The following is a 21,997-nucleotide window of genomic DNA, read 5'->3' as shown; positions in this document are numbered from 1 at the left end:
AAGGGACATTTTGAATGAGCCGTCTGGACAGCTTTATCCGCCGCATGACCTCGCAGAAAATCTTGCTTGAATATCTTGTCGAAAAGGTCAATCAGGTCGATGGCCCGGTCCTGGAGCTGGGGTTGGGCAACGGCCGGACCTATGACCATCTTCGGGAAATTTATCCTGAAAAGGAAATTTTCGTATTTGATTTTGCCATGAATTGCCATCCGAGCTGCGCGCCGGATGCGGACCATATGATCCTCGGTGACATCCGCGACACGCTGGCCTTTTGCGGACCTCGCGTTGGTGCAAAGGCCTCGTTTGCCCATATCGATATCGGTTCAGCCGATCCGACCAATGATCTTGCCATTGTTCACTGGCTCGCGCCTCTTTTGAACGAACGCATGGCGGTTGGTGGTTTCGTCCTGACCGCATTGAAACTGGAGCTTTCGAATTTTGAAACGCTCGACAAACCGGACGGCATTCATCCAGGCCGGTATCACATCTACCGGAAAGTTTCGGAAGCCTGATCGTTCCTGACCGTTCAAGGATATCAAGACATGAGCGCCCCATTGGAAGGCATCAAGGTTGTTGAACTCGCCCGAATTCTGGCCGGTCCCTGGACGGGTCAGACGCTGGCCGATCTTGGTGCCGATGTCATCAAGGTTGAAAGTCCGCAAGGCGATGACACCAGAGGCTGGGGGCCGCCATTTGTCGATGGCGATGCAGACGAGAGCAGTGACGCTGCCTATTTCCACGCCTGTAACAGGGGGAAACGCTCCATAACCGTCGATTTCCGGACCGAGGAAGGACAGGACGTTGTTCGGCGTCTTGTGGCCGAGGCCGATATTCTGATCGAAAACTTCAAGGTCGGCGGTCTTGAGAAATACGGTCTCGACTATGACAACCTTAGCAAGGTCAATCCGAAGCTGATCTATTGTTCGATCACCGGGTTCGGCCAGGACGGGCCATATGCCCACCGGGCAGGATATGATTTCATGATCCAGGGCATGGGCGGCATCATGGATCTGACCGGCGACCCTGAAGGCGACCCCCAGAAGATAGGTGTTGCCTTTGCCGATATCTTCACGGGTCTTTACGGTGTCGTCGGCGTTTTGGCCGCGCTCAGGCGTCGGGATCAGACCGGCGAAGGTGAGTGGATCGACATGGCTCTGCTCGATGCTCAGGTCGGGGTGCTCGCCAATCAGGCACTGAACTACTTTGTCTCCGGCAACACGCCAAAGCGTCTTGGCAATGCGCATCCCAACATCGTTCCCTACCAGGTTTTTCCAGTCGCCGATGGTCACCTGATCATAGCTGTTGGCAATGATGGCCAATTTGTAAGGCTGTGTGACGTTCTGGGGTGCCCTGAACTGCCGAAGCGCACAGAATTTGCCTCCAATGCGGCACGCGTTGCCGCGCGGGATGAATTGGTGCCACTCTTGACGGCGGCTATGTCCGGTTATCGTCGCGATGACCTTTTGAACGCACTGGAAAAAGAAGGTGTGCCTGCCGGTCCGATCAATTCCGTGGAAGATGTCTTCAACGATGAACAGGTTCGGCACAGGAGGCTGAAAGTTGAACTTCCGGCACCGCAGGCCGCGACAGGAAGTGTTTCATCGGTTCGTACACCTATCAGCTTCAAGAATGGCAATCTCGTTCTTGAGAAGGCGGCTCCTGCGCTGGGAGAACATACAGAAGAGATCCTTAAGGAACTCGGTCTGCAATCCGGATCCTGACGATTGGAGAAATGCGTGAAGGACACAGAGTATCTTAAGGTCAAGAACACCAGGGTTCTGTCCAATGAATGGGGCACGCTGACCCAGTTCAAGGTCGATTATCGCCGCAAGGATGGAAGATGGCAGGAGCAGATCCGTGAAGCCTATGATCGGGGCCACGGCGTGGCGTGTCTTCTGCACGATCCCGATACGGACTGCGTGCTGCTAACGAGACAATTCCGTCTGCCGGTTTGGTTGGGCGGTGAAGATCCGTTTTTGATCGAAGCACCTGCTGGGTTGCTTGAAGGAGCCCAGCCGGAAGAACGCATGCGACTGGAGCTGATCGAAGAGACCGGATTTGAGGTTTCCGAACTCAATCATCTTTTCGATGCTTATATGAGCCCAGGGTCCGTCACCGAGTACCTGGCATTTTTCACTGGCACTTACCATTTGAAGAACAAGGTGGCCGCTGGTGGAGGCGCTGAAGACGAAGGAGAGGACATCGAAGTCGTTCATGTTCCCTTGCCTGACGCCCTAGGCATGGTGCGGTCGGGTGAGATCAGGGATGCGAAGACAATTATTTTGCTGCAGGAACTGGCACTTCGACAGTTTTCTGTGAGCAAAGATTGAGCTGGGGATTGCGTCGATAACACTGTTACATCTCTTAAATTGACGGCTCCTTTCAGGCAAGTAAGCTGCCAAATGTAAATCGAGGATCAGGGCCAATGGCAAAACCAGCACGGAATGACCGGCGATTGAAGCTGCGCTTGGCCACCGTCGTTGGGCTTGGCTTTGGAGCATTTGTCGCGATCGCCATCGGCCTCGTCCTTGGTCTCTCCGTTGCCGCCAATTTCAAGAACACGTTTTCACTATTGAACGACAAGGCGATTTTGAGCACGCAAGCGCTCGAACAACAATTGCGCACGCATTTTGGCTCGGTTCAAAGCGCGGTTGTCGGACTGAAACCCTATTTCGACGACGGTACTCTGGGGTTTGAGAACCCGGAACGCACGCTTGAAGACCTCAAGATAGCACTCGGCTCCAACAACGATATTACGACACTTGCGGTAACAGACCCTTCAGGCAAACGCATGGGGATCTACCGTGCTCCAAATGGAAAAATGTGGCGCATCGAGAGCGATGTTCCACCGCCTGGCATGACTTCAAGGGACTTGCCGAAACTTGACGCCGACAGTCCGCCGAGCTGGGGGCCGCTGGTGGAACACGAAGTTGGGCTATTTGCAAATGTCTCGGTTCCAATCGTGCAGAACGGCGAGGTCAAGGGTCTTCTGACGGCTGCCAGTTCCATGCAAGACCTGACCCACATCGTGGCCTCTCAGGACGAAGGCAGGAACAATACGGTATTCATTCTGGATGGCGACAATCGGGTCATCATGCACTCAGATGCCAGCGGCTTGCAGACCGGCAGCGAAATCAGGACGAAACTGCCCAGTTCGCTCAGAACTGCCGGCGATCCGGTGCTGGCCGGCATGTCCGGCGAGGAAAAGCTTACGGAATTTGAAAAGGCGGCAGACCTTGGTATCGAGGTCTCATTCGTCCAGGTCGGAGACGCCGAATTCATCCTTATGAAGGCCCCGTTATCCGGCTTCAGCCAAAGACCATTTACAATCGGACAGTATTTTCTGGGAGCCACCGTCTCGCGCGAAGTCGAGCGTTTGGCCGGTTCCATGTTCGTCGGATTTGGAGCACTGGTCATCTCGGTTTTGATTGCTTTCTGGATTGGACGCAGGGTTGCGCGACCTTTGCGGACACTGGCCGTTCAGTCGGAGCGTGTCGGAACGCTGTCCTTGAACGAAGTCGAACCGCTTCCGCGGAGCCGGGTCGCCGAATTGGACCAGGTTGCCCTTGCCTTCAACGCCATGGTTGAAGGCCTTAAGGCAATGAACACCTATGTCCCGCGTTCGTTGTTTATCAAACTGATGCGCCTTGGAGGCGGCGAAGCTGCCGAGGCAAGAGAAGCAGAACTCACGATCCTGTTCACCGATATCGTCGGCTTCACTGCGCTTTCCGAGCATCTGAGCGCTGAGGAAACAGCAGGCCTTCTGAACGATCATTTCGCCATTCTTGTGGAGGCGGTTGAAGGTGAAGGGGGAACGGTCGACAAGTTTCTCGGTGACGGCATGCTGGCATTTTGGGGCGCACCCGATGCACGTCATGATCACGCCGAAGCTGCCGTCAGAACGGCGCGCCGGATTGCGTCGGCGTTGCGCGAGGCCAATGCCAGGGCCATGGCGAATGGAAAGCCGGAGATGTGTCTGCGGATAGGTATCCACACAGGGCAGGCCGTTGTCGGCAACGTGGGTGCCCTTGATCGGTGGAACTATACTGTTGTCGGGGACACCGTGAATGCAGCCGAACGTCTGCAGACCCTTGGTAAGGAGGTTCCAGGACATCCGGACGTTACAATTCTGGCGAGCGCGGATACGATTGCCAGGCTTCCGGAAGAAGAAAACCAGCGGGCTGTAGGGGAGCACCACCTGCGCGGACGTAGCGGTCTTATGGAAGTTTATTGGCTCGATCCGTTCCCGGTTGGCACGGTTCAAGCCAAAAACCTCCCCGTCAGTGCGGCAGAATAAGCCCTGTTTCCGGCCTCTCGGCAGGCCAAGATCATGAACCGCAATAAAAAAATTTGAGAATGTGACGAACGTCACAGTCGATTATCAATGAATTCTGCATTGCTATCGACCGGCGAATTTGGTTGTCTTTCTATTGCAATAAGGGCTTAGTAAGCCTCTCGCAGACAATCCTTGCCGGGGAGGAAAAGCGCAGTGAATGTTCTCTCGATTGAGGGACTGACGGTAGACTTTAATACAGCAGAAGGCCGCGTGCGTGCTGTCGATGATGTGTCGTTTGTCGTTCCCGAAAACCGGACTGTCGCGCTGGTAGGGGAATCGGGGTCCGGCAAGACCGTTATTTCGCAGACGATCATGGGCCTGTTGCCTCAGGCAGCTGAGATCTCGTCCGGCAATGTAATCCTTGCAGATCCAACAGGCGAAGAACCGCCGGTGGACATCGCGGCGCTGGAGCGCAAGGGGCCGCAAATGCGGCATCTGCGCGGTAACCGCGTTGCGATTATTTTTCAAGAACCCATGACATCGCTGTCGCCGCTCCACACGATCGGCGACCAGATCGGGGAAGCCGCCCTGTTGCACAGGAATGTATCCAGGGCCGAGGCGAGCGAACTGACCAAGACCATGCTTAGTCTTGTCAAGTTTCCAGATCCTGAGAGAGCTCTTGAAACCTATCCCTTTGAATTGTCCGGTGGCCTGCGCCAGCGCGCCATGATCGCGATGGCGATGATCTGCCGTCCGGCGCTGTTGATTGCCGATGAGCCGACAACAGCTCTCGATGTCACGATCCAGGCGGAAATTCTGAAGCTGATCCGCGAAGTTCAGTCGGAACTGCGCATGTCCGTTTTGATGATCACTCACGATTTCGGTGTTGTTGCCAACATGGCTGACGAGATCGCGGTGATTTATCATGGCCGGATCATGGAAAAAGGCACTGCACAGCAGCTTTTTTCCGATCCGAAGCACGATTATCTGAAGGCGCTTTTGAACGCGGTTCCAAGCTTTCACATGGACAAGGATGAACGGCTGGTGCCGATCCGGCCCATTGTTTTGAAGTCGGAAGAGCTGACGAGCAACAGGCCCCACTGTGATGTGGCTCCGGGTGAGCCTCTGGTTGAAATGCGGGACGTGACCAAGCAGTTCACGCTGCGCAAGGGATCATTCTTCGGGTCCAAGGCCAAGACCCTGACTGCGCTGGACGATATCAGCCTGACCATTCGCCGTGGCGAATGCCTGGGTCTGGTCGGTGAATCCGGATCAGGCAAAACCACAGCTGCAAAGGCAATCTTGAGGGCCATTGGTATTGAAGGTGGTCAGGTTCTCTATAACCGCGGCAACGGTCTGGAAGACATTGCCAATCTGAGCGGCGCGGAACTCATGGATTACCGTCGCCGGGTGCAATTGATATTCCAGGACCCGTTTTCCTCGCTCAACCCGCGCATGACCATCAACGATACGCTGATGGAGCCCATGGAAGTACATGGTGTCGGCACGCCGAAAGAGCGCGCGGAGCGTGCGCGCAATCTCATGAACCTTGTGGGGCTCGATCCGCGCTTCCTGAGGCGTTATCCGCATTCCTTTTCCGGCGGGCAAAGGCAGCGCATCGGCATTGCCAGAGCGCTGACGCTCAACCCGGAATTCATCTTGTGTGACGAACCGACGTCGGCCCTGGATGTATCTGTCCAGGCGCAGATCCTCAATTTGCTTCAGGACCTGAAGCGGGATCTCAATCTCACTTATCTCTTTGTCAGTCACAACCTTGCCGTTGTCGATTATGTTGCCGACAGGATCGCAGTCATGTGCCGCGGTCGACTGGTTGAAATTGGTGAGACCCGAACAGTGGTTGGCAACCCGCTTCATCCTTATACAAAAGCGCTCTTGTCCGCGGTACCGGAACCGGACCTGTCAGCGCCGCTTGATTTTGCCGCTCTGGATGCGAACAACGCGTCAGAGCCGCAACTTTGGCCGGAACCATTCCGCCTTGTGAACGGTCAGGAGCCGTTGCTGGTGGAAATGGAGCCGGATCACTTTGTCTGCGCACCTGGCCTAAAGAACACCGGGGCGCAAGAGGGGACAGCTGCATAATGCTTGTGAACACCGTAAGGGCCGGTCTGTTTGTGACCGCCGTCATGTTCGCGGGGCCTTTGGCCGCGCTTGAACTGAAGGAAACGCCAGGTCTCGACCCGGCACTTCCACCGGTGGCCGAAAGGCTGCCATCCGAACCGCTGGTCGTGGACCTCCAAGCCAAGGGCCGCACCGTCGGCAAGCATGGCGGTGCCATCGACACGCTCATCGGCCGCGCCAAGGATGTGCGTCTGATCAATGTCTGGGGTTATGCGCGCCTCGTCGGCTATAACGAGAAGTTGGAGCTGCTGCCCGACATTCTTGAAAATGTCGAAGTGGAAGACGGACGCATTTTCACGTTTCACACCCGTGAAGGCCACAAATGGTCAGATGGACATCCTTTCGGAGCTGAAGACTTCCGTTACTATTTCGAGGACATTGTCAGCAACGAAAAACTGACCCCCTCCGGTTTGCCGCCGTTTCTCGTTGTGAACGGCAAAGGTCCGAAATTCGAAGTGGTGGATGAGACCACTGTTCGGTTTACCTGGGACGACCCCAATCCGCTGTTCCTGCCGGAACTTGCCAAGGCCCGGCCTCCGTTTATCTATCGCCCTGCGCATTATCTGAAACAGTTTCACGAAAAATATGGCGATCCGGACTTCATCACCAAGGAGGCCGCCAAGGTAAAGGCGCGCAGCTGGGCGCCGCTTCACGCCAAAAAAGATGACATGTACAACGCCCGGAATGTCAGGCTTCCGAGCCTTCAGCCCTGGGTGCGCATGCGTGACGACAGCGATTTGCGGTTCATTCTTGAACGCAATCCATACTATCACCGGGTCGACAGCACCGGACAACAATTGCCCTATGCCGACAACGTCATCATGACAGTTGCGGACGGCAAGCTTATCCCAGCGAAAACTCAGGCTGGCGAAAGCGATCTTCAGGCCAGAAACCTGAGTTTTTCTGATATCACCGTCCTGAAAAAGGGCGAGAAGCAGAACGGTTACGTGACAGCGCTCTGGTCCAATACCAAGGGTTCTGAAATCTCCATTCTTCCGAACTTCACAGTGAAGGATCCCGAGTGGCGCGCGCTTTTCCGTGACAATCGCTTCCGCCACGCATTGTCGCTCGGCATTGACCGCAATCTGATCAATCGTGTTCTGTTCTTCGGTCTCGGTACGCCCGGCAACGACACGATCCTTCCGGCAAGCCCGCTTTATAAGCCCGAATACACGACCAAATGGGCTGAGTATGACCCGGACAAGGCGAACGAACTGCTGGATGAAATCGGTCTGACCAGACGCGATGGAGAAGGCACGCGCCTTCTGCCTGATGGCAGGCCGATCGAAATCATCGTGGAAACAGCAGGCGAAGCCCAGGTGCAGGACGACGCGCTGGAACTGGTGAGCGAGATGTGGGGCGAACTCGGCATCAAACTGTTCGCCAAGCCAAGCCAGCGCGACAACCTGCGCGAACGGGCAATCACCGGCCAGCTGGTAATGTCGGTCTGGTGGGGGCTTGAAAACGGTATTCCAACTTCAGAAATGCCGCCTGAAGACCTGGCGCCGGTTCACGGAGATGTTTTGTCTTGGCATTCCTGGGGCGACTACTACGAAACAAAGGGTGAGGGCGGCGAAAAGCCGGATTGGGCGCCTGCCGAGCGTTTGATGGAACTCTACAATTCCTGGCTCGTTTCCAAGACACCGGAAGAGCGGACCAAAATCTGGGATGAGATGCTCCAGATTCATGCAAACGAGACAATCCGCATTGGACTTGTTTCCGGCGTTCGCCAGCCCGTAGCGATCAAGAATGTGGAGAATGTCCCGCTTGAAGGTATCTATGGCTGGGACCCGGGTGCGCATTTTGGAATTCATCGCATGGATGAGTTCTATCTGACGAACTGAACCCGCACCCGAAAGTGATTTCCGGGGCTCGTACGGAGGAAATATGGCTGACCGGCTGGAGATTACCGCAGAACTTATCGACTATGTTTGCCAGCACGGAACCCGGGAAACCGCATCACTTAAGAAACTTCGCCACCACACTCAAATCCTGCCGGACGCCGAAATGCGCGTCCCGCAGGAGCAGGGCCAGTTGCTGTATTTCCTGATCAAGGCCATGTCCGCCAAAAGGGTTATGGAGCTCGGTGTGTTCACCGGCTACAGCACGCTTTGGATGGCCTCCGCTCTGCCTGATGATGGCCGTGTTGTCGCCATCGACAAGCGCAACAATTGGCAGGAGTTGGCAGAAACCCATTGGCAGGAAGCCGGAGTTCGCCACAAGATCGATTTTCGGATCGGACGGGCGCAAGGGGTTATGCAGGACATGCTCGAGGAAGGTGAGGGAAGTTCATTCGATCTGATTTTCGTAGACGCCGACAAGAAGAGCTACACCGCCTATTACGAGCTTGCCTTGAAACTGCTCAGAACCGGCGGGATGATGGTGTTTGACAATATGCTTCGTCTCGGTGACGTCATCGATCCGGAAATCAAGGACCCGGCTGTAGATGAAATTCGCGCCTTGAATGCACGTTTGCGGGACGACGACCGGGTGGTGATTTCAATGTTGCCGTTTTCAGACGGCCTGACGCTTGCGCTGAAGGCGGGCTGATGCTGGAGTAAAATTCATGTTGTCACTGGTGCAGTGACAGCTCGTATTCAGACGCAGTTGGGGCTTAGGGGGAATAAGTGCTCTACTACATAATACGTCGGATATTGATGATGATCCCGACTTTGCTGGTGATCAGCTTTCTGACGTTTCTCATCATCGAGCTTCCGACTGGAGACTATATTTCCAACCAGATTGCAGCTCTGAAGGCTTCAGGGGAAAGTTCATCTGTTGCCAAGCTGGAGTTCCTGCGCAAGGAGTTTTCGCTCGATCGGCCATTTTTCGAAAGATACCTGATCTGGGTCGGTCTATGGCCAGGACCCCATGGGCTTGATGGTCTGATCCAAGGCAACTGGGGATGGTCTTTCGAGTTCGACAAGCCGGTTGACCAGGTAATCGGCCCGACATTGCCGCTCACGGTGGTCCTGAATTTCGCGACGATCCTCTTTGTCTATGTGGTTTCATTTCCGATCGGCATCTATTCTGCAACCAGGCAGTATTCATGGGGCGATTACGGCATCACCTTTGTCGGCTATATCGGATTGGCCACGCCGAATTTCCTGCTTGCGTTGATCCTTCTATATTTTTTCAATCGCTGGTTCGGTCTTTCCGTGGGCGGGCTAATGGCGCCAGAGTATATCGATCAGCCTTGGAGTTTTGACAAGGCGATGTCGGTGTTGGCGCATTTGATTGTGCCGACGATCGTGATTGGAACTTCTGGAACGGCGGCCATGATCCGCCGTCTGCGAGCCAACCTGCTGGATGAGCTCCACAAGCAATATGTCACCACCGGCAGGGCAAAGGGGCTGAAGGAAAATCAGCTTCTGGTAAAATATCCGCTTCGAATGGCGATCAACCCGTTCATTGCCGATATCGGCAACCTGATCCCGTCGATGGTGTCAGGCTCGGTGATTGTGTCCGTGGTGATGAGCCTTCCAACGGTTGGGCCTGTTCTGGTCTCGGCACTACAGTCTCAAGATCAGTTTCTGTCCGGATTCATTCTGCTCTTCGTCGCCGTCCTGACATTGATCGGCATGCTGATATCCGACTTGCTGCTTGCGGTGCTTGATCCCCGTATTCGTCTCGGCGGGAGGGCTTCGTCATGAGCACGGATACCAACAACGGCGCGCCCGTCCGTGAAGTGGAACACTATGTAGATCCCACGCCGTTCAACCCTACCGTTGCCGAGGAGATGACGCCTGAGCAGGAGCGTTACTACCAGGCTTCCCAGTGGAAGATCATGTGGTGGAAATTCAAGCGCCACAAGGTTGCGGTCTGGTCGGGTGTCATCCTGATCCTGTTTTACCTGACGGTGCCTTTTGCGGAACTGATTGCACCTTATGATGCAAATACGCGCGACAGCTTGCATCTTTATGCACCTCCCCAACCGATCCATCTCTTCCATGACGGCTCTTTTGTCGGGCCCTTCGTCTACGGCATGACATCGGAAATCGACATGGAGACCCTGCAATGGGTGTTCAAGGACGACACGTCGCAAGTCCAGAAACTGAGGTTCTTCTGCAGCGGTGACGACTACGAATTCTGGGGCCTGTTCGACGCGTCTCTCCACCTGGTCTGTCCGGCTGAAGGCGGCACGATGTTCCTGCTGGGGACGGACCGTCTGGGCCGCGATCAGTTCTCCGGTCTTGTCTACGGTGCCCGCCTGTCTCTGACGGTCGGTCTAATAGGCGTTACCATTTCAATCGTCCTCGGCCTCTTCTTCGGTGGCATAGCCGGCTATTTTGGCGGTCTGGCCGACAGCGTGATCCAGCGTGCTATCGAGATCATTCGGTCCTTGCCGGAGTTGCCGCTTTGGATGGCGCTTTCCGCAGCGCTACCGGTTACCTGGAGCCCGGTCTGGATCTATTTCGGCCTCACGATCATTTTGGGGCTTCTGGATTGGCCCGGGCTTGCCAGAGCCGTGCGATCGAAGCTTCTGTCTCTGCGTGAGGAAGAATATGCTAAGGCTGCGGTATTGATGGGCGCCAAACCGAAACGGGTTATCACCCGGCACCTGTTGCCCGGTTTCACCAGCCACATCATCGCATCTGCTTCGCTGTCGATCCCATCGATGATTCTGGGGGAAACGGCGCTGTCATTCCTCAACCTGGGCCTCAGGCGTCCGGCGATTTCCTGGGGGTCCTGCTGAACGAAGCACAGAACATTTCGGTAGTGACAGTTTATCCCTGGCTTATGGCTCCGGTAATCCCCATCATCATCGTGGTGCTGGCGTTCAATTTCCTTGGCGATGGTTTGCGCGACGCGGCAGATCCCTATAAGTGATGCAACACAATTTTGAAAAGACATGGCGGGCCGTTCTGGCCCGTCTTTAGTGTTAGGAAGCGATCCATGTCGAAAAACGCCACAACTGCCGAAGGTTGGGATGAAGAATATGAAGCAGGCCGTTGGGCCTTCTTGCGTTCACTGCCGGAAAGCGGACGCTACGGCATTATCGGCATGTGGCTCAGCCTGACCGGATCCATGGACGAGGTGCTCGACATTGGTTGCGGCGAAGGCCTGCTCTACGAACGCCTGCAGCCCATGGGCATCAAGCGCTATGTGGGCATGGATCTTTCTCCCGCTTCGCTGGAAATTGCCAATGTCGATACGGCTATCGCCAGTTTGCGCGCCAGTGACATGCACACATTCGAGCCGCAGGATGGCGAAACCTTTTCTGCCATCGTTTTCAATGAAGTGCTGCACTTTGCGGACGATCCTGCAGCGCTTGTTGCCCGCTATGTGCCGTTCCTGAAAAAGGACGGGGTCATCGCGCTTTCCATGTATTCGCCGAAACGGCCGGAATCAGGCGCGAACAAGCTGATCAACCGGCTCTGGGAAGCGACGGACAATGAGGCGAACTGGGAAGTTCTGGATGACTATCGTCTTGTCTCGGACAAGAAGGGCGTGACCTGGCGCATGCGCCTTGTGAAGCCGTTGAGTTGAGTTTGATGCTGGCTGCTTTTTTGTCGCTGCCCAACAAAGTCGGATGTAATGCCCAGATGGCTTAATAGCCGGAAATCGCCGAAGGTGTAGCAAAGGCCGACGGAGACAACCAGCCCTGAAATCAGGGCTGGCTCAAACATCAACCCGGCAGCACGATGATGGTCGACTTGCCACCCTTATTGCGCAGTGCATGGATCTCGGCGAGGTCCGGATCCGCGTGCCAGGCCTGAGCTGCCTTCGTATCTGGAAACGAGAGCAGTGCAGCGATGTTCGGGGTATCGATGGCAGCTTCCAGTACCAACGGCTCGGGATCAGCAGCAACCACGCTTCCCCCATGTTTGGCGAGCGCATCGGCAGCCTTCTTACGGTAAGCGCCGAGTGTTTCCTTGTCGGTGACGGTTATCATAGCAAGAGCTTGTATGGTCATCTCAAAACTCCTTTTGAAGAGATGGCGCAACACTGCATCAAGTTTCCATGCGAAAAAATATTCAAATTTGGAATGCTAGTGTGCAAAAATGCACGGCATGGACAACTGGGATGATTTGAAGTTTGTGCTCGCCATTGCAAACGCTGGCAATGTGACCAAGGCGGCAAGGGCACTCGGGGTAACTCACTCCACCGTGTCTCGCAGATTGTCGGCGCTGGAAGACCGCCTCGGGACGAGGCTGTTCGACCGACTGCCTGATGGGCTTAAGCCAACCGTCGCGGGTGAGGAAGCTGTGTCGGCGGCGCGGCGTGTTGAGACAGAAGTGTTCGCGCTCGACACAAGGATCACCGCACAGGATACGGATCTCGAAGGCCCTCTTCGCGTCACTGCCGCACAACTGCTTTTCCAGATTCAGGTCGCGGAGATCATGCAAAAGTTTTCAGAGCGGCATCCCCGCATTGAGCTTGAGATGATCGCGGCCAATGAAAAACTCAGCCTGCATCGGCGCGAAGCGGATGTTGCAATTCGCGTGACCAACAATCCAGATGAAAGTCTATTCGGCAGGCAGGCGACAGGGCAAAACCGGACGTTCTATATGTCCAAGGAATTTGCGCGGCGCAATCGAGAGGCCATGGACGTTAGCCATGACAATGCAGATTTGCCATGTGTTGTCTTTAAATGGTGGGGCCGAGGCGTTCCGAAAGAGATGCGGGCGCGCTACCCCAAAGCCTATGTCAGTCTGGTGTCGGATGACATGATAGCCATGCTGGCAGCTGTTAGAGCTGGGATGGGCATTGGCAGGTTGCCATGCTTCTTGGGCGATCCCGACCCTGAACTGGTCAGGGTGCCCGGCCTGGAGCCGAGCCGATATCTCGATATCTGGGTCCTGACCCATCCCGACCTAAAAAACGTCACCAGAATTCGGACATTTCTGCGGTTCGCAGCCGATGCATTCAAGGCAAGCAGCGATCTTTATCTGGGGCGAACCTGACCCGTCAGACCCAGCGCCGAACCTGGGCTTTGTAGGCAAGGTAATCCTTTCCGAATTTGCGCTTGAGGTGATCTTCCTCAGGCTTGATTTGAAATTCTGTCAGATACCAGATGAAGAGAGGGACGACAGCAGCAACGGTCAACGTTCCGTAGTAGGCCGACAGCGACAAAAGAAGCAGAACATCAGCAACATACATCGGGTTTCGGCTGAACCGATAGAGCCCGTTCGTCACAAGGACATTGACCTTGTCCGGCGTTGTTGGATTGAAGGTTGTATTTGCCATTATGAAACGAAAAAGAGCGTGAAATCCGATTGCAAGACCGGATGCCAGCAGCACGATCGCGAGTGATATCTGACCAGGAAACGCCAGGCTAAAGCTTGGTAGCTGACGGTCACCTAAATAAAGCAGGCCGAGGCCAATCAACACGACGACCGGTGGTGGCACCTTCAGATACATGATGCCGTCACCGATCAAGTTCGATAGGTTGGCCATGAGGCGTCGCCCGGGCCGCTTGGTCCCAGGCTTCCTTTAGGTGGAAAAGCTGGTCCGCTGCGGCCACGCCTTTTTTGGCCAACAGTTTCTCAAATGCATTCAGCCAATGATCGTAGTACCCCTTTGTATCGCCTGAGCCGTCACCATCACCGGCAAGTTCAGCGCCGAGTGTGTCTGCCCACTCGCTCCACGAGAAGACGCCTGCTTCGTGGGCCTGGAGCGTCATGGCAAAGACACGCGCTTCCCAGGGAGCTGAAAAGACCGGACCCCCATCTTCGTCAAGAGGAAGGTGCGGTGTTGAACTCTTATGATCAGGCTGGGACAAGGTATGGCTCCCAAAGGTCAATACGAAGCGTCAGCGTTGGATCGCTGTCTTCGCCCCAGATATCCGGCCCGCGAAAGACCACACCGTAGAGCCAGCAAGGCTGTTCACCCTTGCCATGTGCATTGGCATCCGGAAAGACATGCACGCCGTGGATGGCTTCGATTTTTCCAACAACATCGCGCGCGTATCTAGGCAGGCGTGTGTGATGCTCGGGGTGCATTCTTTTGGTTCGCACAAGGTCTCCAACCTTGAACCGGGCGGCTTCCGACTGAGGCCGGTCAACAGTTGCACCTTTCGCCAGTGTGGTTGCAACGTCAGCCGACTTGAGCACTCTTTTGACCGGTTGGGCCGGGGCCTTCTGATGGCCTTCCGTCAGCTCGTCTTCTGTAACGAGGCCGTATTTGACGACCAGGCGCTCCAGTCCCCTGGCCCAGATTTCGTAGTAGCTGGATGAAAGATAGACATCTGGCGGAAGCGACTCGCGTGAAAAGCGGGAAGCGTCCAGCGTCCATGTTCCGGTAGCGCCCATGGCAAGCGTCACCGCAAAAGCCCGTTTTTCCCAATCGGCATGAAAGTTGGGTTCGTTTTCTTCCAACTCTATGGGGCCGAACCCCATCTGGCCGCCAAGGTCGTGTGCGCCGTTCATGCGCTTTCCTTCGCCTGCTGTGGAGATGCTGCAAGCCCGGTGCCGATCATGCTGTCGCGGGTGACCAGCTCCGCCAGTCGTTCCGCACTCCAGCCATCTGTACCCGCTGGGCGCTCGGGGATGACAAGATAGCGGACCTCAGCTGTGGAATCCCAGACCTTAATTTCTTTGGCCGCTGGCATCGTGATGCCGAATTCCGCCAGCACACCGCGTGGATCACGCACTGCGCGGGAGCGATAAGGCGCGGATTTGTACCAGACAGGCGGCAGTCCGAGCACCGTCCATGGATAACAGGAGCAAAGTGTGCAAACGACCATGTTGTGTGTGTCGGGAGTATTCTCAACCGCCACCATGTGCTCGCCCTGACGGCCGGTAAAGCCGAGCTCGGCGATGGCCGACGTCGCATCCTTCAAGAGCCGGCTTCTATAGTCCGGGTCGGTCCAGACCTTTGCAACCACTTGTGCTCCGTTTTTAGGACCGATCTTGGTCTCATAAGTCTCGATAAGCTCATCCAGGGCAGGCGGATCGACATAACCCTTTTCCGTCAAGAGCGTTTCCAGCGCTCGAACGCGGAGTTCGATGTCGCTCAATTCTGAATGGTCGTGATCGTGGTCGTGACCGGACATGGAATTCTCCTGATTTGTGGCCGGCCTCATTTGAGGTTGGGCCACCCTGACTGTCAATCGTGGACCGAGCTCTGCTCTTGCTGACGCGAGGGTCGACGGCCTTGGAACATCGACAATTTGCTGGATATTGCGTCGCGTGCCTCTCGTAAGTCCTGTAAGTCATTGATCATATAATCATATGTCCAGAGATCCATGCCGTTTGCCACGACGGTGCGAACTCCCCTGGGGGAATCTCTGCCAAGCCATTTTGATTATTTCCCTCCAGAGGTCAAAATGGCATGTATTCGACGGAACTTTGGAGACGTTTCTTGAAAATCGGGCTGGGCGGTGGGTGCCACTGGTGCACCGAAGCCGTCTTTCAGGCAATTGCTGGCATTTCGAAGGTGGAGCAGGGGTTTATCCGCTCTGATCCTCCAGAGGACGCCTGGTCGGAGGCAGTCATCGTGACCTTCGATCCTGAATTGTTGCCTATGGATGTCTTGATCGAAATCCATTTGCGCACCCATTCAAGCACCTCCCGCCACAAGATGCGGGGTAAATACCGCAGCGCCGTCTACGTGTATGATGCAGGAACAGGCGTGAAAGTCGGCCGAATCCTGCGTAAGCTTCAACGTGATTTCGATGAACCCTTGATCACCAATGTCATGACACTCGCCGGTTTCAAGACGTCCGATGAACGTTTTCAGAGCTATTATGAGAAGGATCCCGAGCGTCCTTTTTGCAAGACGTACATTGATCCGAAACTTGCATTCCTCAGAAAGGAATTCTCGAAGGTGTTGAGGGAACAGCGCGTCGAAGCTGCCCAATAGGAATGACAAGTCTTGTGGTTTGAGCTTCAGTCAAACAGGCTTTTCACGCCCGGCCATTCCGCACCTTCATGGTGGGCGGCAATGGCCAGAAACTCTTCCAGAAACTCAAAGCATCCTTCGTCATGCGCCAAATGATGCGTCAGCAGGCCGATCGGTTCGCTACCAGTATTGCGGCGGCGCGTGAGCTGCAGGTCAAAGCGTAACCGAGCACTTTCCCAGCCGATGAAGCGAACCTGTTTTTTCCACTTGATAATGTCGATATGTGACTGAACCTGATGGTCGCGCGGGAAATTGTGCCAAGTGAAGGTGGAAAGACCCGCAAGTCCCATACCAGGCAATCGGCGTGAAATTTCAGGCGCGATCCGGTTCCAGGGAGGCACCATAGCCTTGATGAATTTGGCGGCGAACAACGTCTCGAGCCGCGCTTTGCCGTTGGAAAGCTGCGCCATCAACTCATCCGGGTCGCGCCGGGTTCCAAGCTCCGCAGCCTTTTCGCGCAGATCCTTGCGTTGAAAGTTCTTGTGCTGCCAGCCATGTTGCAGCACCCATGCATGCGGCTCGTTTTGAAGCCGAGCTGCAAGGTCTTCAGTCGCGTTCTTCGGAATAACGGCAAGCGCAACATCAACCTTGTGGCGATTGCAAAGAGCGAGCATCTGCTCAAGTTCTGGCGTCGGTTCTACTGCGTCATCGTCCCGCCACCAGAACCTTACTTTGCGCCCACGTTCTGCAAACCAGTCGAGATGAGCCGTCAGTTCGTCTTTGAAGCGTTGCAGGTCCGTTGTCATGCGGCGCGCTCTTTCAGATCGGCGAGGAGAATTTCGGCGCTTTTGTCAGCACCGCCGAGCAGAACCGCATGATGACTGCGGGGAAGCGCCAGAGCATCATCCGCTGCCACGGCAAGCCGTTCAGGTGTCAAACCCACTTCGGGTGTAACAATTGCCCTTCCATGTCGTGCCAATGCTTCCGCGCGTTGTGTTTGCTCCGTCTCGTTTTGCTGGGCAAACGGCGCAAAGACTGCGGCGACGCCTGCAGTCAGTACATCAAGCACCGTGTTGTAGCCAGCCTGGCTGACGGAGAGCCGGGCGCGTTTCAAGAGGTCGGGAAAGTCACGGCGGGCCCGTTCAACACTGACACCGGTCGACGCGCGTTTCTGGTAGGCAAGAAAGGTGTCATCCGGCACGTCGTGACCCACTAGAACCCGCCAATGGGTGTCTCCGGCACGTCGCGAAAGTGGGCGGGCATCCAGGGCAGCTGTCAGCAGGTTTTCAGCGACCGCACCGCCACCGCAGGAAACGATGACTTCGTCTTCGCCATCAAACCCCCCATAGGCGGTGCGGGCATTCCCTTCGACATAACCAGTATAGCGGATCAGATGTTCTATCCGATCCGCAAATGGAAAGCTGTCGGCAAGTTGGACAAAATCCGGGTCGGAATGGACCAGCACTCGATGATAATTGTTCAGTGCCTGGTCAGCCATCCACTCCTCTTTCCACAGTTCCTTCTTGCGAACCAGAATATCGCGAATGGATGTTGCAATAACAGGAGGACTGGACCGTGCCTTCGCAGCACCGAGGAGGGGGCTCAGTTCAAAGTCCAGTTGGCGCCGCCCAAATGGATAGGTCTCTGTCAAAAGCAGATCGAAGTCTTCCTGCTCGAACGCTTGAATCGATGCCTTAACGCGCGCAGATTTCCATTCATCGTCAATATCTTCATCGTCTAAAGTAACAAGTCGCTTGAACGCAGCATCGGGGCTTTTACAGGCGGGAAGTTCAACGATGTGAAGCGGGCCGGTGTCCAGGGTCGGAGGGATCTTGTTGCCGCTGGCCAGTGTCACATCAACACCTGCGGAGGCCAGCGCCTTGCCAATTGCAGCTGCCCGGACCACATGGCCTGTTCCCAATAGATGTTGCACGTGAATGAAGGCCTTGCGGGTCATATTCCTTGATCTTTCTGGGTCCGCTTATGGTTTTCGACGGCCTTGCGGGCAAACAAGTTCAACCGGGCAGCCCCGGCTTCCAGTGAATGGTTGGCGGAAATGTATGCGCTGGCTGCCATACCCAATCGATCGGCAATGCCTGGGTTTTTGATGACGTTTTCCAGATGTGCGGCAAAGGCCTCAACATCGCCTTCCTGCGAAAGCAATCCGGTTTCGCCTTGCCGGACGATATCGGGAACTCCAAACGTATTACCGGCGACAACGCCCGTACCAGCCGCTTGTGCTTCCATCAACACCAGTCCGAATGCTTCGCGGATTGCAGGCCAGACGACAAGATTGTGTTGAGCATATTGCGCCGGTAATTCCTTCGCCCCGAGAGCGCCGAGATAGGTGATCCTGTCTGCCGGGAAGAGGTCAACCACCTGGGAGCGGACAGGCCCGTCGCCGATCAGGGTCAGATGCCATGGAAGCTGCATCAGGCGGTCAAGGGCTCTGGCAAGAACCTGATAGGAACGAAACTTGTCACCTTCACGCATCATTCCGACAGCAAGAAGCTTCAAGGGCGCAGCTGCGGGAGGTTTGGCTGTTGATGCCGCCTGTTGATAAGGCTCTGCATCCAGAAAAGGCAAAAGAACTTCAAGACGGTCTGCTGGGACGACCTCTCGCAGGCACTCAGCATCAGCGTTGTGAATGGCGGCAACGGCGTCGGCCTGTCGCAGTGCCGTATCGGCTGCAGCAAAGCCGAATGCCCAATTGCCTGTTTTGCGTTTCGGTGCGCGACTTGCCTCGATGATAGCGTAAGGCAGATCAAACCGTTCGGTGAGGGCCGGCCCAATCCAGTCCGGAGCCTTGTGATAAAGATGATACGTCAGGAACAGGTCTGGTTTGCTCCCATCGTATTTCCAGGTGTTGGCAATACGGCTGACCTCCTTGAGAGCTTCGGCCTTCACCTTTGACTGAAGCTCGTCGCTGCCAACCTTGCGCCAGGACCGGAATGTACTGGCAACCTCAATCTCATGCCCTGCTGCCCGGAGGGCTTTTACAATCAGACGTCCCATCGTCCTGTCACCGGATGGGACAGGATGATCAAGGGGTTTCATCGGAGCTGTGAAAGCGATCTTCATGAAAAGTCCTGCTGGCGGATCAAAGCACCTTACGAAACTTCTCTGCCAGCCGGTCAAGGCCTGGGTCAGTTGAAAACTCCTTGCGAACACGGCTTGCAGCGGCAAGTCCAAGCGTGCACCTGCGATCCGGGGCTGCAATCAAGCCGCTCAAGGCATCTGCGAGTTCATCTGGGGCACCCGGTTCCACAAGGACACCCGTTTCACCGTCAACGATAAGCTCCGGTATTGCCGAGACACGGGTTGAAAGACAGCAAAGCCCCATGGATTGAGCTTCCATCAAAACATTTGGCAGTCCATCCCGATCACCGGACTTTGCAAGTTTCGATGGTAAAACGAACAAGTCAGCCTCCGCGCAAGCCGCGATGACTTCCTCCCTCGGTTGGGCACCGCGCCAGGTGATGCGATCTGCAACACCAAGCCGGTCGGCTTCTCGCTTCAGCATTTCAGAGAGATCGCCGCCACCGATATGCGTAAAGCTCCAGTTCAAGTGGCCGGGCAGCCTTGAAAGTGCACTCAGCAGATCGTCATACCCCTTCTTTTCAACCGCACGTCCAACGGATACGAGCCGAACCGGCTTTCCGCTGCCATCGCGCTTTGAAATTTCCTTGGAAGGCTCCGGAAATCCGGAAAAATCGAGCCCATGATAAAGGAGCTCGACCTTGTCGGGTGTCTCGGCAAGTCCCTTGAGGAAAGTGGCATTGACACTCGTGCATGTCACACCCCAGGCCGCGTCGTTGATCTTGGTTCTCAAATCCCATTCCGGACTGGTCCAGATATCTTTCGCATGGGCAGAAAACGACCAGGAACGACCGGACAGGTGCGCTGCATAGCGTGCTGCGGAACAAGGAGTATGCAGATAATGGGTGTAAATCCAGGCGATGTCATCTGGTAATTCGTGAGCAAAAACACAGGCCTGCGACCAGCGGCGTTGCCGGTCCGCATTGGATTGCCGGGCAAAGTCGGCTTCAAAGAGCGCTTTGGCGTTCTCGTAGGTTGGTTGCTTTTCAGCCCAACGCTTGGCCCTGGCAACACGCGCCGGGTCGTCCTTTACATATTCGGGAAGATAGAGAACGTCCGCGGATATCTGTCGGTGCAGGTCGTGAATAAAGGGATCATAGGGTTTGCGCAGCGCAACGATCAAGATGCCTATTCCACGCCGCTCAAGGCCTAGAATTTCCTGTGCAATGAAAGTTTCAGACAGGCGTGGATAGCCTTTGACCACAACGGCAATTCTGGACATTACTTCGATCTTTGAGAGGGTTGGTCGTAGAGCTGCGAATCGCGATAGCGATCAGACTATAGCCAGTTTGACATTGCTATCCGCCGGATACTGCTCATCGAAGATTTCGCCGACACGTCCGGAAATAACTTCCAGTCCGCCAAGCAGATTGTCGACACCTGCGGCCGAGGGTGGCGCGAGGTTTGGAAGCTCCGACAGCGCCGTCGCCATAAGATCGGGATCCGGATAGCAGTCTATCGGCAGGACCTTCAAGAGGCCGCTCTTTTCCGCCCGCTCGGCGCGTATGGCCTGTTCGCGGCGCGGGACGACACGCGGCACCATTAAAGTGGGTTTGTCGAAAGACAGAATTTCACAGAAGGTGTTGTAGCCCCCCATGCCGACAATTGCCGTGGCATTGGCAAGATAGGGTTCGATCTGGGGCGTGAAACGAATAACCTCCACGTCGCGAAGATGCTCTGCCCGTTCGGTAAATTGCGCTGCCGAAGCAGCTGGCATGAAGGGGCCAAGCACAATCAATGCCGGAAAAAGAGGTCGCTGGCGCGCTTCATAGGCCCGCATGACCCAATCCACCATTTCAACGCCGTCACCACCCCCGCCCGGGGTCACCAGAATATAGGGTTCTTCGTCGAACGGGGCAGGAGCGGGGTTCTCCAGTGCAGCATTCGGCATTTCCCTGCGCAGGTAACCCGTGTATCGGAGTTTTTCCTGCACACCTTCCGGCAACTCCATGCCTTCCAGCGGGTTACAGATATCTTCAGGGCCATAGACCCAGATTTCATCGTAGAGTTCTTTCAGCGCCGGGAAGACGTTCTTGCGGTCCCATTCTTCCTTCAGAACGGTTGCGTCATCCATCACGTCTCGCAAGCCCAGTACGAGGCGGGTGTTGGTGCCTTTGAGCGCTTCCAATGTGCCGAGCACTTCGCCTCTCAGGCCAAGCGGTTCCTTGTCGACAATGAAAATATCGGGTTCGAATATCTCGGCCGTATGTTCGATGATCGACGAACGGATCGCCAGTGTCTGATCGATGTTGATGTGCAGCGACAAAGGTGTGTATTCGCCATTGCGCAGCTTGATGACACCCGGAATCCTGACAAAGTCGACACGGGTTCTGAATTCGAAACTGCCAATGATCGGTGAACCTGAGAGGATCAGAACAGAAAGAGTGTCAAAGTCTCCGACCAGAGACTGAGCGATTGCACGGCAGCGCCTTAAGTGGCCTAATCCGAACGAATCATGGCTATAGATCAGTATCTTAGGCGTTCCGGAACTCATACTGCCCCTAAATTTGTAAATTTGCCCCGAGGCACTTATGTCTCAATTGACTGGAGTTTGTCACGTTCCGATCTGTCTTGACAGACATCTTTCGACAAGGAACGGTCAACTGATACTTTCAATACGGTTGTGCCAAATGCTAAACCCGGCTAGCACTTCGAATTCGGATCGTTAATATACCAAATATGATCTGCTTGCACATT

Annotated in this window: 21 protein-coding genes and 1 pseudogene; 12 read left to right on the top strand and 10 right to left on the bottom strand. The window is 55.3% G+C overall.

All coding sequences use genetic code 11. The features are described 5' to 3' along the window. The first annotated feature begins 14 nt into the window (after window positions 1–14). From ACZ1HV_RS06555 to ACZ1HV_RS06510, 10 genes and pseudogenes are all read left to right on the top strand, one after another. Window positions 15–512 (top strand): class I SAM-dependent methyltransferase, encoded by a 498-nt coding sequence (locus tag ACZ1HV_RS06555; RefSeq protein ID WP_298815986.1) that lies wholly within the window; start codon window positions 15–17, stop codon window positions 510–512. 30 nt (window positions 513–542) lie between these two features. Continuing rightward, entirely contained in the window at window positions 543–1,721 is a 1,179-nt protein-coding gene (locus tag ACZ1HV_RS06550; RefSeq protein WP_472717644.1) for a CaiB/BaiF CoA transferase family protein, read from the top strand. Between the two features lie 15 nt (window positions 1,722–1,736). Next, a complete protein-coding gene (locus ACZ1HV_RS06545; RefSeq protein WP_472717643.1) occupies window positions 1,737–2,330 on the top strand; it encodes an NUDIX domain-containing protein in 594 nt (197 codons plus the stop codon). Window positions 2,331–2,425: 95 nt separating this feature from the next. Continuing rightward, on the top strand, window positions 2,426–4,297 hold the full coding sequence (locus tag ACZ1HV_RS06540; protein WP_472717642.1) for an adenylate/guanylate cyclase domain-containing protein: 1,872 nt from the start codon (window positions 2,426–2,428) through the stop codon (window positions 4,295–4,297). Window positions 4,298–4,489: 192 nt separating this feature from the next. After that, complete coding sequence (locus ACZ1HV_RS06535) at window positions 4,490–6,376, top strand: ABC transporter ATP-binding protein (protein ID WP_298958236.1); 1,887 nt, start codon at window positions 4,490–4,492, stop codon at window positions 6,374–6,376. Next, window positions 6,376–8,259 carry an ABC transporter substrate-binding protein gene (locus tag ACZ1HV_RS06530; protein ID WP_472717641.1) on the top strand — a complete coding sequence of 628 codons (1,884 nt, stop codon included), beginning with the start codon at window positions 6,376–6,378 and terminating at the stop codon, window positions 8,257–8,259. Before ACZ1HV_RS06535 ends, ACZ1HV_RS06530 begins: the two co-directional genes overlap by 1 nt. Before the next feature lie 43 nt (window positions 8,260–8,302). Further along, complete coding sequence (locus ACZ1HV_RS06525) at window positions 8,303–8,965, top strand: O-methyltransferase (protein WP_298815998.1); 663 nt, start codon at window positions 8,303–8,305, stop codon at window positions 8,963–8,965. Window positions 8,966–9,042: 77 nt separating this feature from the next. Then, a complete protein-coding gene (locus tag ACZ1HV_RS06520; protein ID WP_298816000.1) occupies window positions 9,043–10,068 on the top strand; it encodes an ABC transporter permease in 1,026 nt (341 codons plus the stop codon). Continuing rightward, a pseudogene (locus ACZ1HV_RS06515) lies at window positions 10,065–11,245 on the top strand (ABC transporter permease). The gene ACZ1HV_RS06520 and the pseudogene ACZ1HV_RS06515 overlap by 4 nt, the downstream one beginning before the upstream one ends. Window positions 11,246–11,311: 66 nt before the next feature. Further along, the gene (locus ACZ1HV_RS06510) at window positions 11,312–11,905 is read left to right on the top strand and encodes a class I SAM-dependent methyltransferase (RefSeq protein WP_298983308.1); all 594 of its coding nucleotides are present in this window, start codon (window positions 11,312–11,314) and stop codon (window positions 11,903–11,905) included. A gap of 139 nt (window positions 11,906–12,044) precedes the next feature. Here ACZ1HV_RS06510 and ACZ1HV_RS06505 read toward each other — a convergent pair whose 3' ends face one another. Further along, entirely contained in the window at window positions 12,045–12,332 is a 288-nt protein-coding gene (locus tag ACZ1HV_RS06505; protein WP_298816008.1) for a DUF1330 domain-containing protein, read from the bottom strand. An 88-nt stretch (window positions 12,333–12,420) separates the two neighbouring features. Here ACZ1HV_RS06505 and ACZ1HV_RS06500 point away from each other — a divergent pair, with 88 nt between their 5' ends. Next, window positions 12,421–13,323: a LysR family transcriptional regulator gene (locus ACZ1HV_RS06500; RefSeq protein ID WP_298958224.1), complete on the top strand. Its 903-nt coding sequence runs from the start codon at window positions 12,421–12,423 to the stop codon at window positions 13,321–13,323. A 4-nt stretch (window positions 13,324–13,327) separates the two neighbouring features. Here the strand turns inward: ACZ1HV_RS06500 and ACZ1HV_RS06495 are convergent, their stop codons facing one another. From ACZ1HV_RS06495 to nthA, 4 genes are read right to left on the bottom strand one after another with little or no spacing between them, the layout of a single operon-like run. Then, window positions 13,328–13,816, bottom strand: coding sequence for a methyltransferase family protein (locus ACZ1HV_RS06495; RefSeq protein WP_472717640.1), 489 nt, complete (start codon window positions 13,814–13,816; stop codon window positions 13,328–13,330). Continuing rightward, window positions 13,788–14,141 (bottom strand): nitrile hydratase accessory protein, encoded by a 354-nt coding sequence (locus ACZ1HV_RS06490; protein WP_298816013.1) that lies wholly within the window; start codon window positions 14,139–14,141, stop codon window positions 13,788–13,790. The genes ACZ1HV_RS06495 and ACZ1HV_RS06490 overlap by 29 nt, the downstream gene beginning before the upstream one ends. Further along, a complete protein-coding gene (nthB, locus tag ACZ1HV_RS06485; RefSeq protein ID WP_472717639.1) occupies window positions 14,128–14,787 on the bottom strand; it encodes a nitrile hydratase subunit beta in 660 nt (219 codons plus the stop codon). The genes ACZ1HV_RS06490 and nthB overlap by 14 nt, the downstream gene beginning before the upstream one ends. Beyond that, window positions 14,784–15,413 (bottom strand): nitrile hydratase subunit alpha, encoded by a 630-nt coding sequence (gene nthA, locus ACZ1HV_RS06480; protein WP_472717638.1) that lies wholly within the window; start codon window positions 15,411–15,413, stop codon window positions 14,784–14,786. Before nthA ends, nthB begins: the two co-directional genes overlap by 4 nt. Before the next feature lie 308 nt (window positions 15,414–15,721). Here nthA and ACZ1HV_RS06475 point away from each other — a divergent pair, with 308 nt between their 5' ends. Then, window positions 15,722–16,222 carry a peptide-methionine (S)-S-oxide reductase gene (locus tag ACZ1HV_RS06475; RefSeq protein WP_298816019.1) on the top strand — a complete coding sequence of 167 codons (501 nt, stop codon included), beginning with the start codon at window positions 15,722–15,724 and terminating at the stop codon, window positions 16,220–16,222. Between the two features lie 26 nt (window positions 16,223–16,248). On the opposite strand, the gene ACZ1HV_RS06470 is transcribed toward ACZ1HV_RS06475, so the two are convergent. The 5 genes from ACZ1HV_RS06470 to ACZ1HV_RS06450 are packed head-to-tail and all read right to left on the bottom strand — an operon-like array spanning window position 16,249 to window position 21,794. Continuing rightward, the gene (locus tag ACZ1HV_RS06470; protein ID WP_472717637.1) at window positions 16,249–17,007 is read right to left on the bottom strand and encodes a polysaccharide deacetylase family protein; all 759 of its coding nucleotides are present in this window, start codon (window positions 17,005–17,007) and stop codon (window positions 16,249–16,251) included. Then, entirely contained in the window at window positions 17,004–18,158 is a 1,155-nt protein-coding gene (locus ACZ1HV_RS06465; RefSeq protein ID WP_472717636.1) for a glycosyltransferase family protein, read from the bottom strand. The genes ACZ1HV_RS06470 and ACZ1HV_RS06465 overlap by 4 nt, the downstream gene beginning before the upstream one ends. Then, entirely contained in the window at window positions 18,155–19,282 is a 1,128-nt protein-coding gene (locus ACZ1HV_RS06460; protein WP_472717635.1) for a glycosyltransferase family 4 protein, read from the bottom strand. The genes ACZ1HV_RS06465 and ACZ1HV_RS06460 overlap by 4 nt, the downstream gene beginning before the upstream one ends. Window positions 19,283–19,301: 19 nt before the next feature. Then, window positions 19,302–20,522 (bottom strand): glycosyltransferase family 4 protein, encoded by a 1,221-nt coding sequence (locus ACZ1HV_RS06455; RefSeq protein WP_472717634.1) that lies wholly within the window; start codon window positions 20,520–20,522, stop codon window positions 19,302–19,304. 51 nt (window positions 20,523–20,573) lie between these two features. Further along, window positions 20,574–21,794 (bottom strand): glycosyltransferase family protein, encoded by a 1,221-nt coding sequence (locus ACZ1HV_RS06450; protein WP_298816029.1) that lies wholly within the window; start codon window positions 21,792–21,794, stop codon window positions 20,574–20,576. Window positions 21,795–21,997 lie beyond the last annotated feature (203 nt).

It is taken from the genome of Roseibium sp. JB4-4, assembly GCF_055693425.1.
Note: the sequence above shows the minus strand (reverse complement) of the source record. Positions and strands in the feature narration are given on the sequence as shown.

Coding starts and splice junctions, on each gene's coding strand:
- ACZ1HV_RS06555 (WP_298815986.1), top strand. CDS start 15: ATGAGCCGTCTGGACAGCTTTATCCGCCGCATGACCTCGCAGAAAATC.
- ACZ1HV_RS06550 (WP_472717644.1), top strand. CDS start 543: ATGAGCGCCCCATTGGAAGGCATCAAGGTTGTTGAACTCGCCCGAATT.
- ACZ1HV_RS06540 (WP_472717642.1), top strand. CDS start 2,426: ATGGCAAAACCAGCACGGAATGACCGGCGATTGAAGCTGCGCTTGGCC.
- ACZ1HV_RS06530 (WP_472717641.1), top strand. CDS start 6,376: ATGCTTGTGAACACCGTAAGGGCCGGTCTGTTTGTGACCGCCGTCATG.
- ACZ1HV_RS06525 (WP_298815998.1), top strand. CDS start 8,303: ATGGCTGACCGGCTGGAGATTACCGCAGAACTTATCGACTATGTTTGC.
- ACZ1HV_RS06510 (WP_298983308.1), top strand. CDS start 11,312: ATGTCGAAAAACGCCACAACTGCCGAAGGTTGGGATGAAGAATATGAA.
- ACZ1HV_RS06505 (WP_298816008.1), bottom strand. CDS start 12,332: ATGACCATACAAGCTCTTGCTATGATAACCGTCACCGACAAGGAAACA.
- ACZ1HV_RS06500 (WP_298958224.1), top strand. CDS start 12,421: ATGCACGGCATGGACAACTGGGATGATTTGAAGTTTGTGCTCGCCATT.
- ACZ1HV_RS06495 (WP_472717640.1), bottom strand. CDS start 13,816: ATGGCCAACCTATCGAACTTGATCGGTGACGGCATCATGTATCTGAAG.
- nthB (WP_472717639.1), bottom strand. CDS start 14,787: ATGAACGGCGCACACGACCTTGGCGGCCAGATGGGGTTCGGCCCCATA.
- nthA (WP_472717638.1), bottom strand. CDS start 15,413: ATGTCCGGTCACGACCACGATCACGACCATTCAGAATTGAGCGACATC.
- ACZ1HV_RS06470 (WP_472717637.1), bottom strand. CDS start 17,007: ATGACAACGGACCTGCAACGCTTCAAAGACGAACTGACGGCTCATCTC.
- ACZ1HV_RS06465 (WP_472717636.1), bottom strand. CDS start 18,158: ATGACCCGCAAGGCCTTCATTCACGTGCAACATCTATTGGGAACAGGC.
- ACZ1HV_RS06460 (WP_472717635.1), bottom strand. CDS start 19,282: ATGAAGATCGCTTTCACAGCTCCGATGAAACCCCTTGATCATCCTGTC.
- ACZ1HV_RS06455 (WP_472717634.1), bottom strand. CDS start 20,522: ATGTCCAGAATTGCCGTTGTGGTCAAAGGCTATCCACGCCTGTCTGAA.
- ACZ1HV_RS06450 (WP_298816029.1), bottom strand. CDS start 21,794: ATGAGTTCCGGAACGCCTAAGATACTGATCTATAGCCATGATTCGTTC.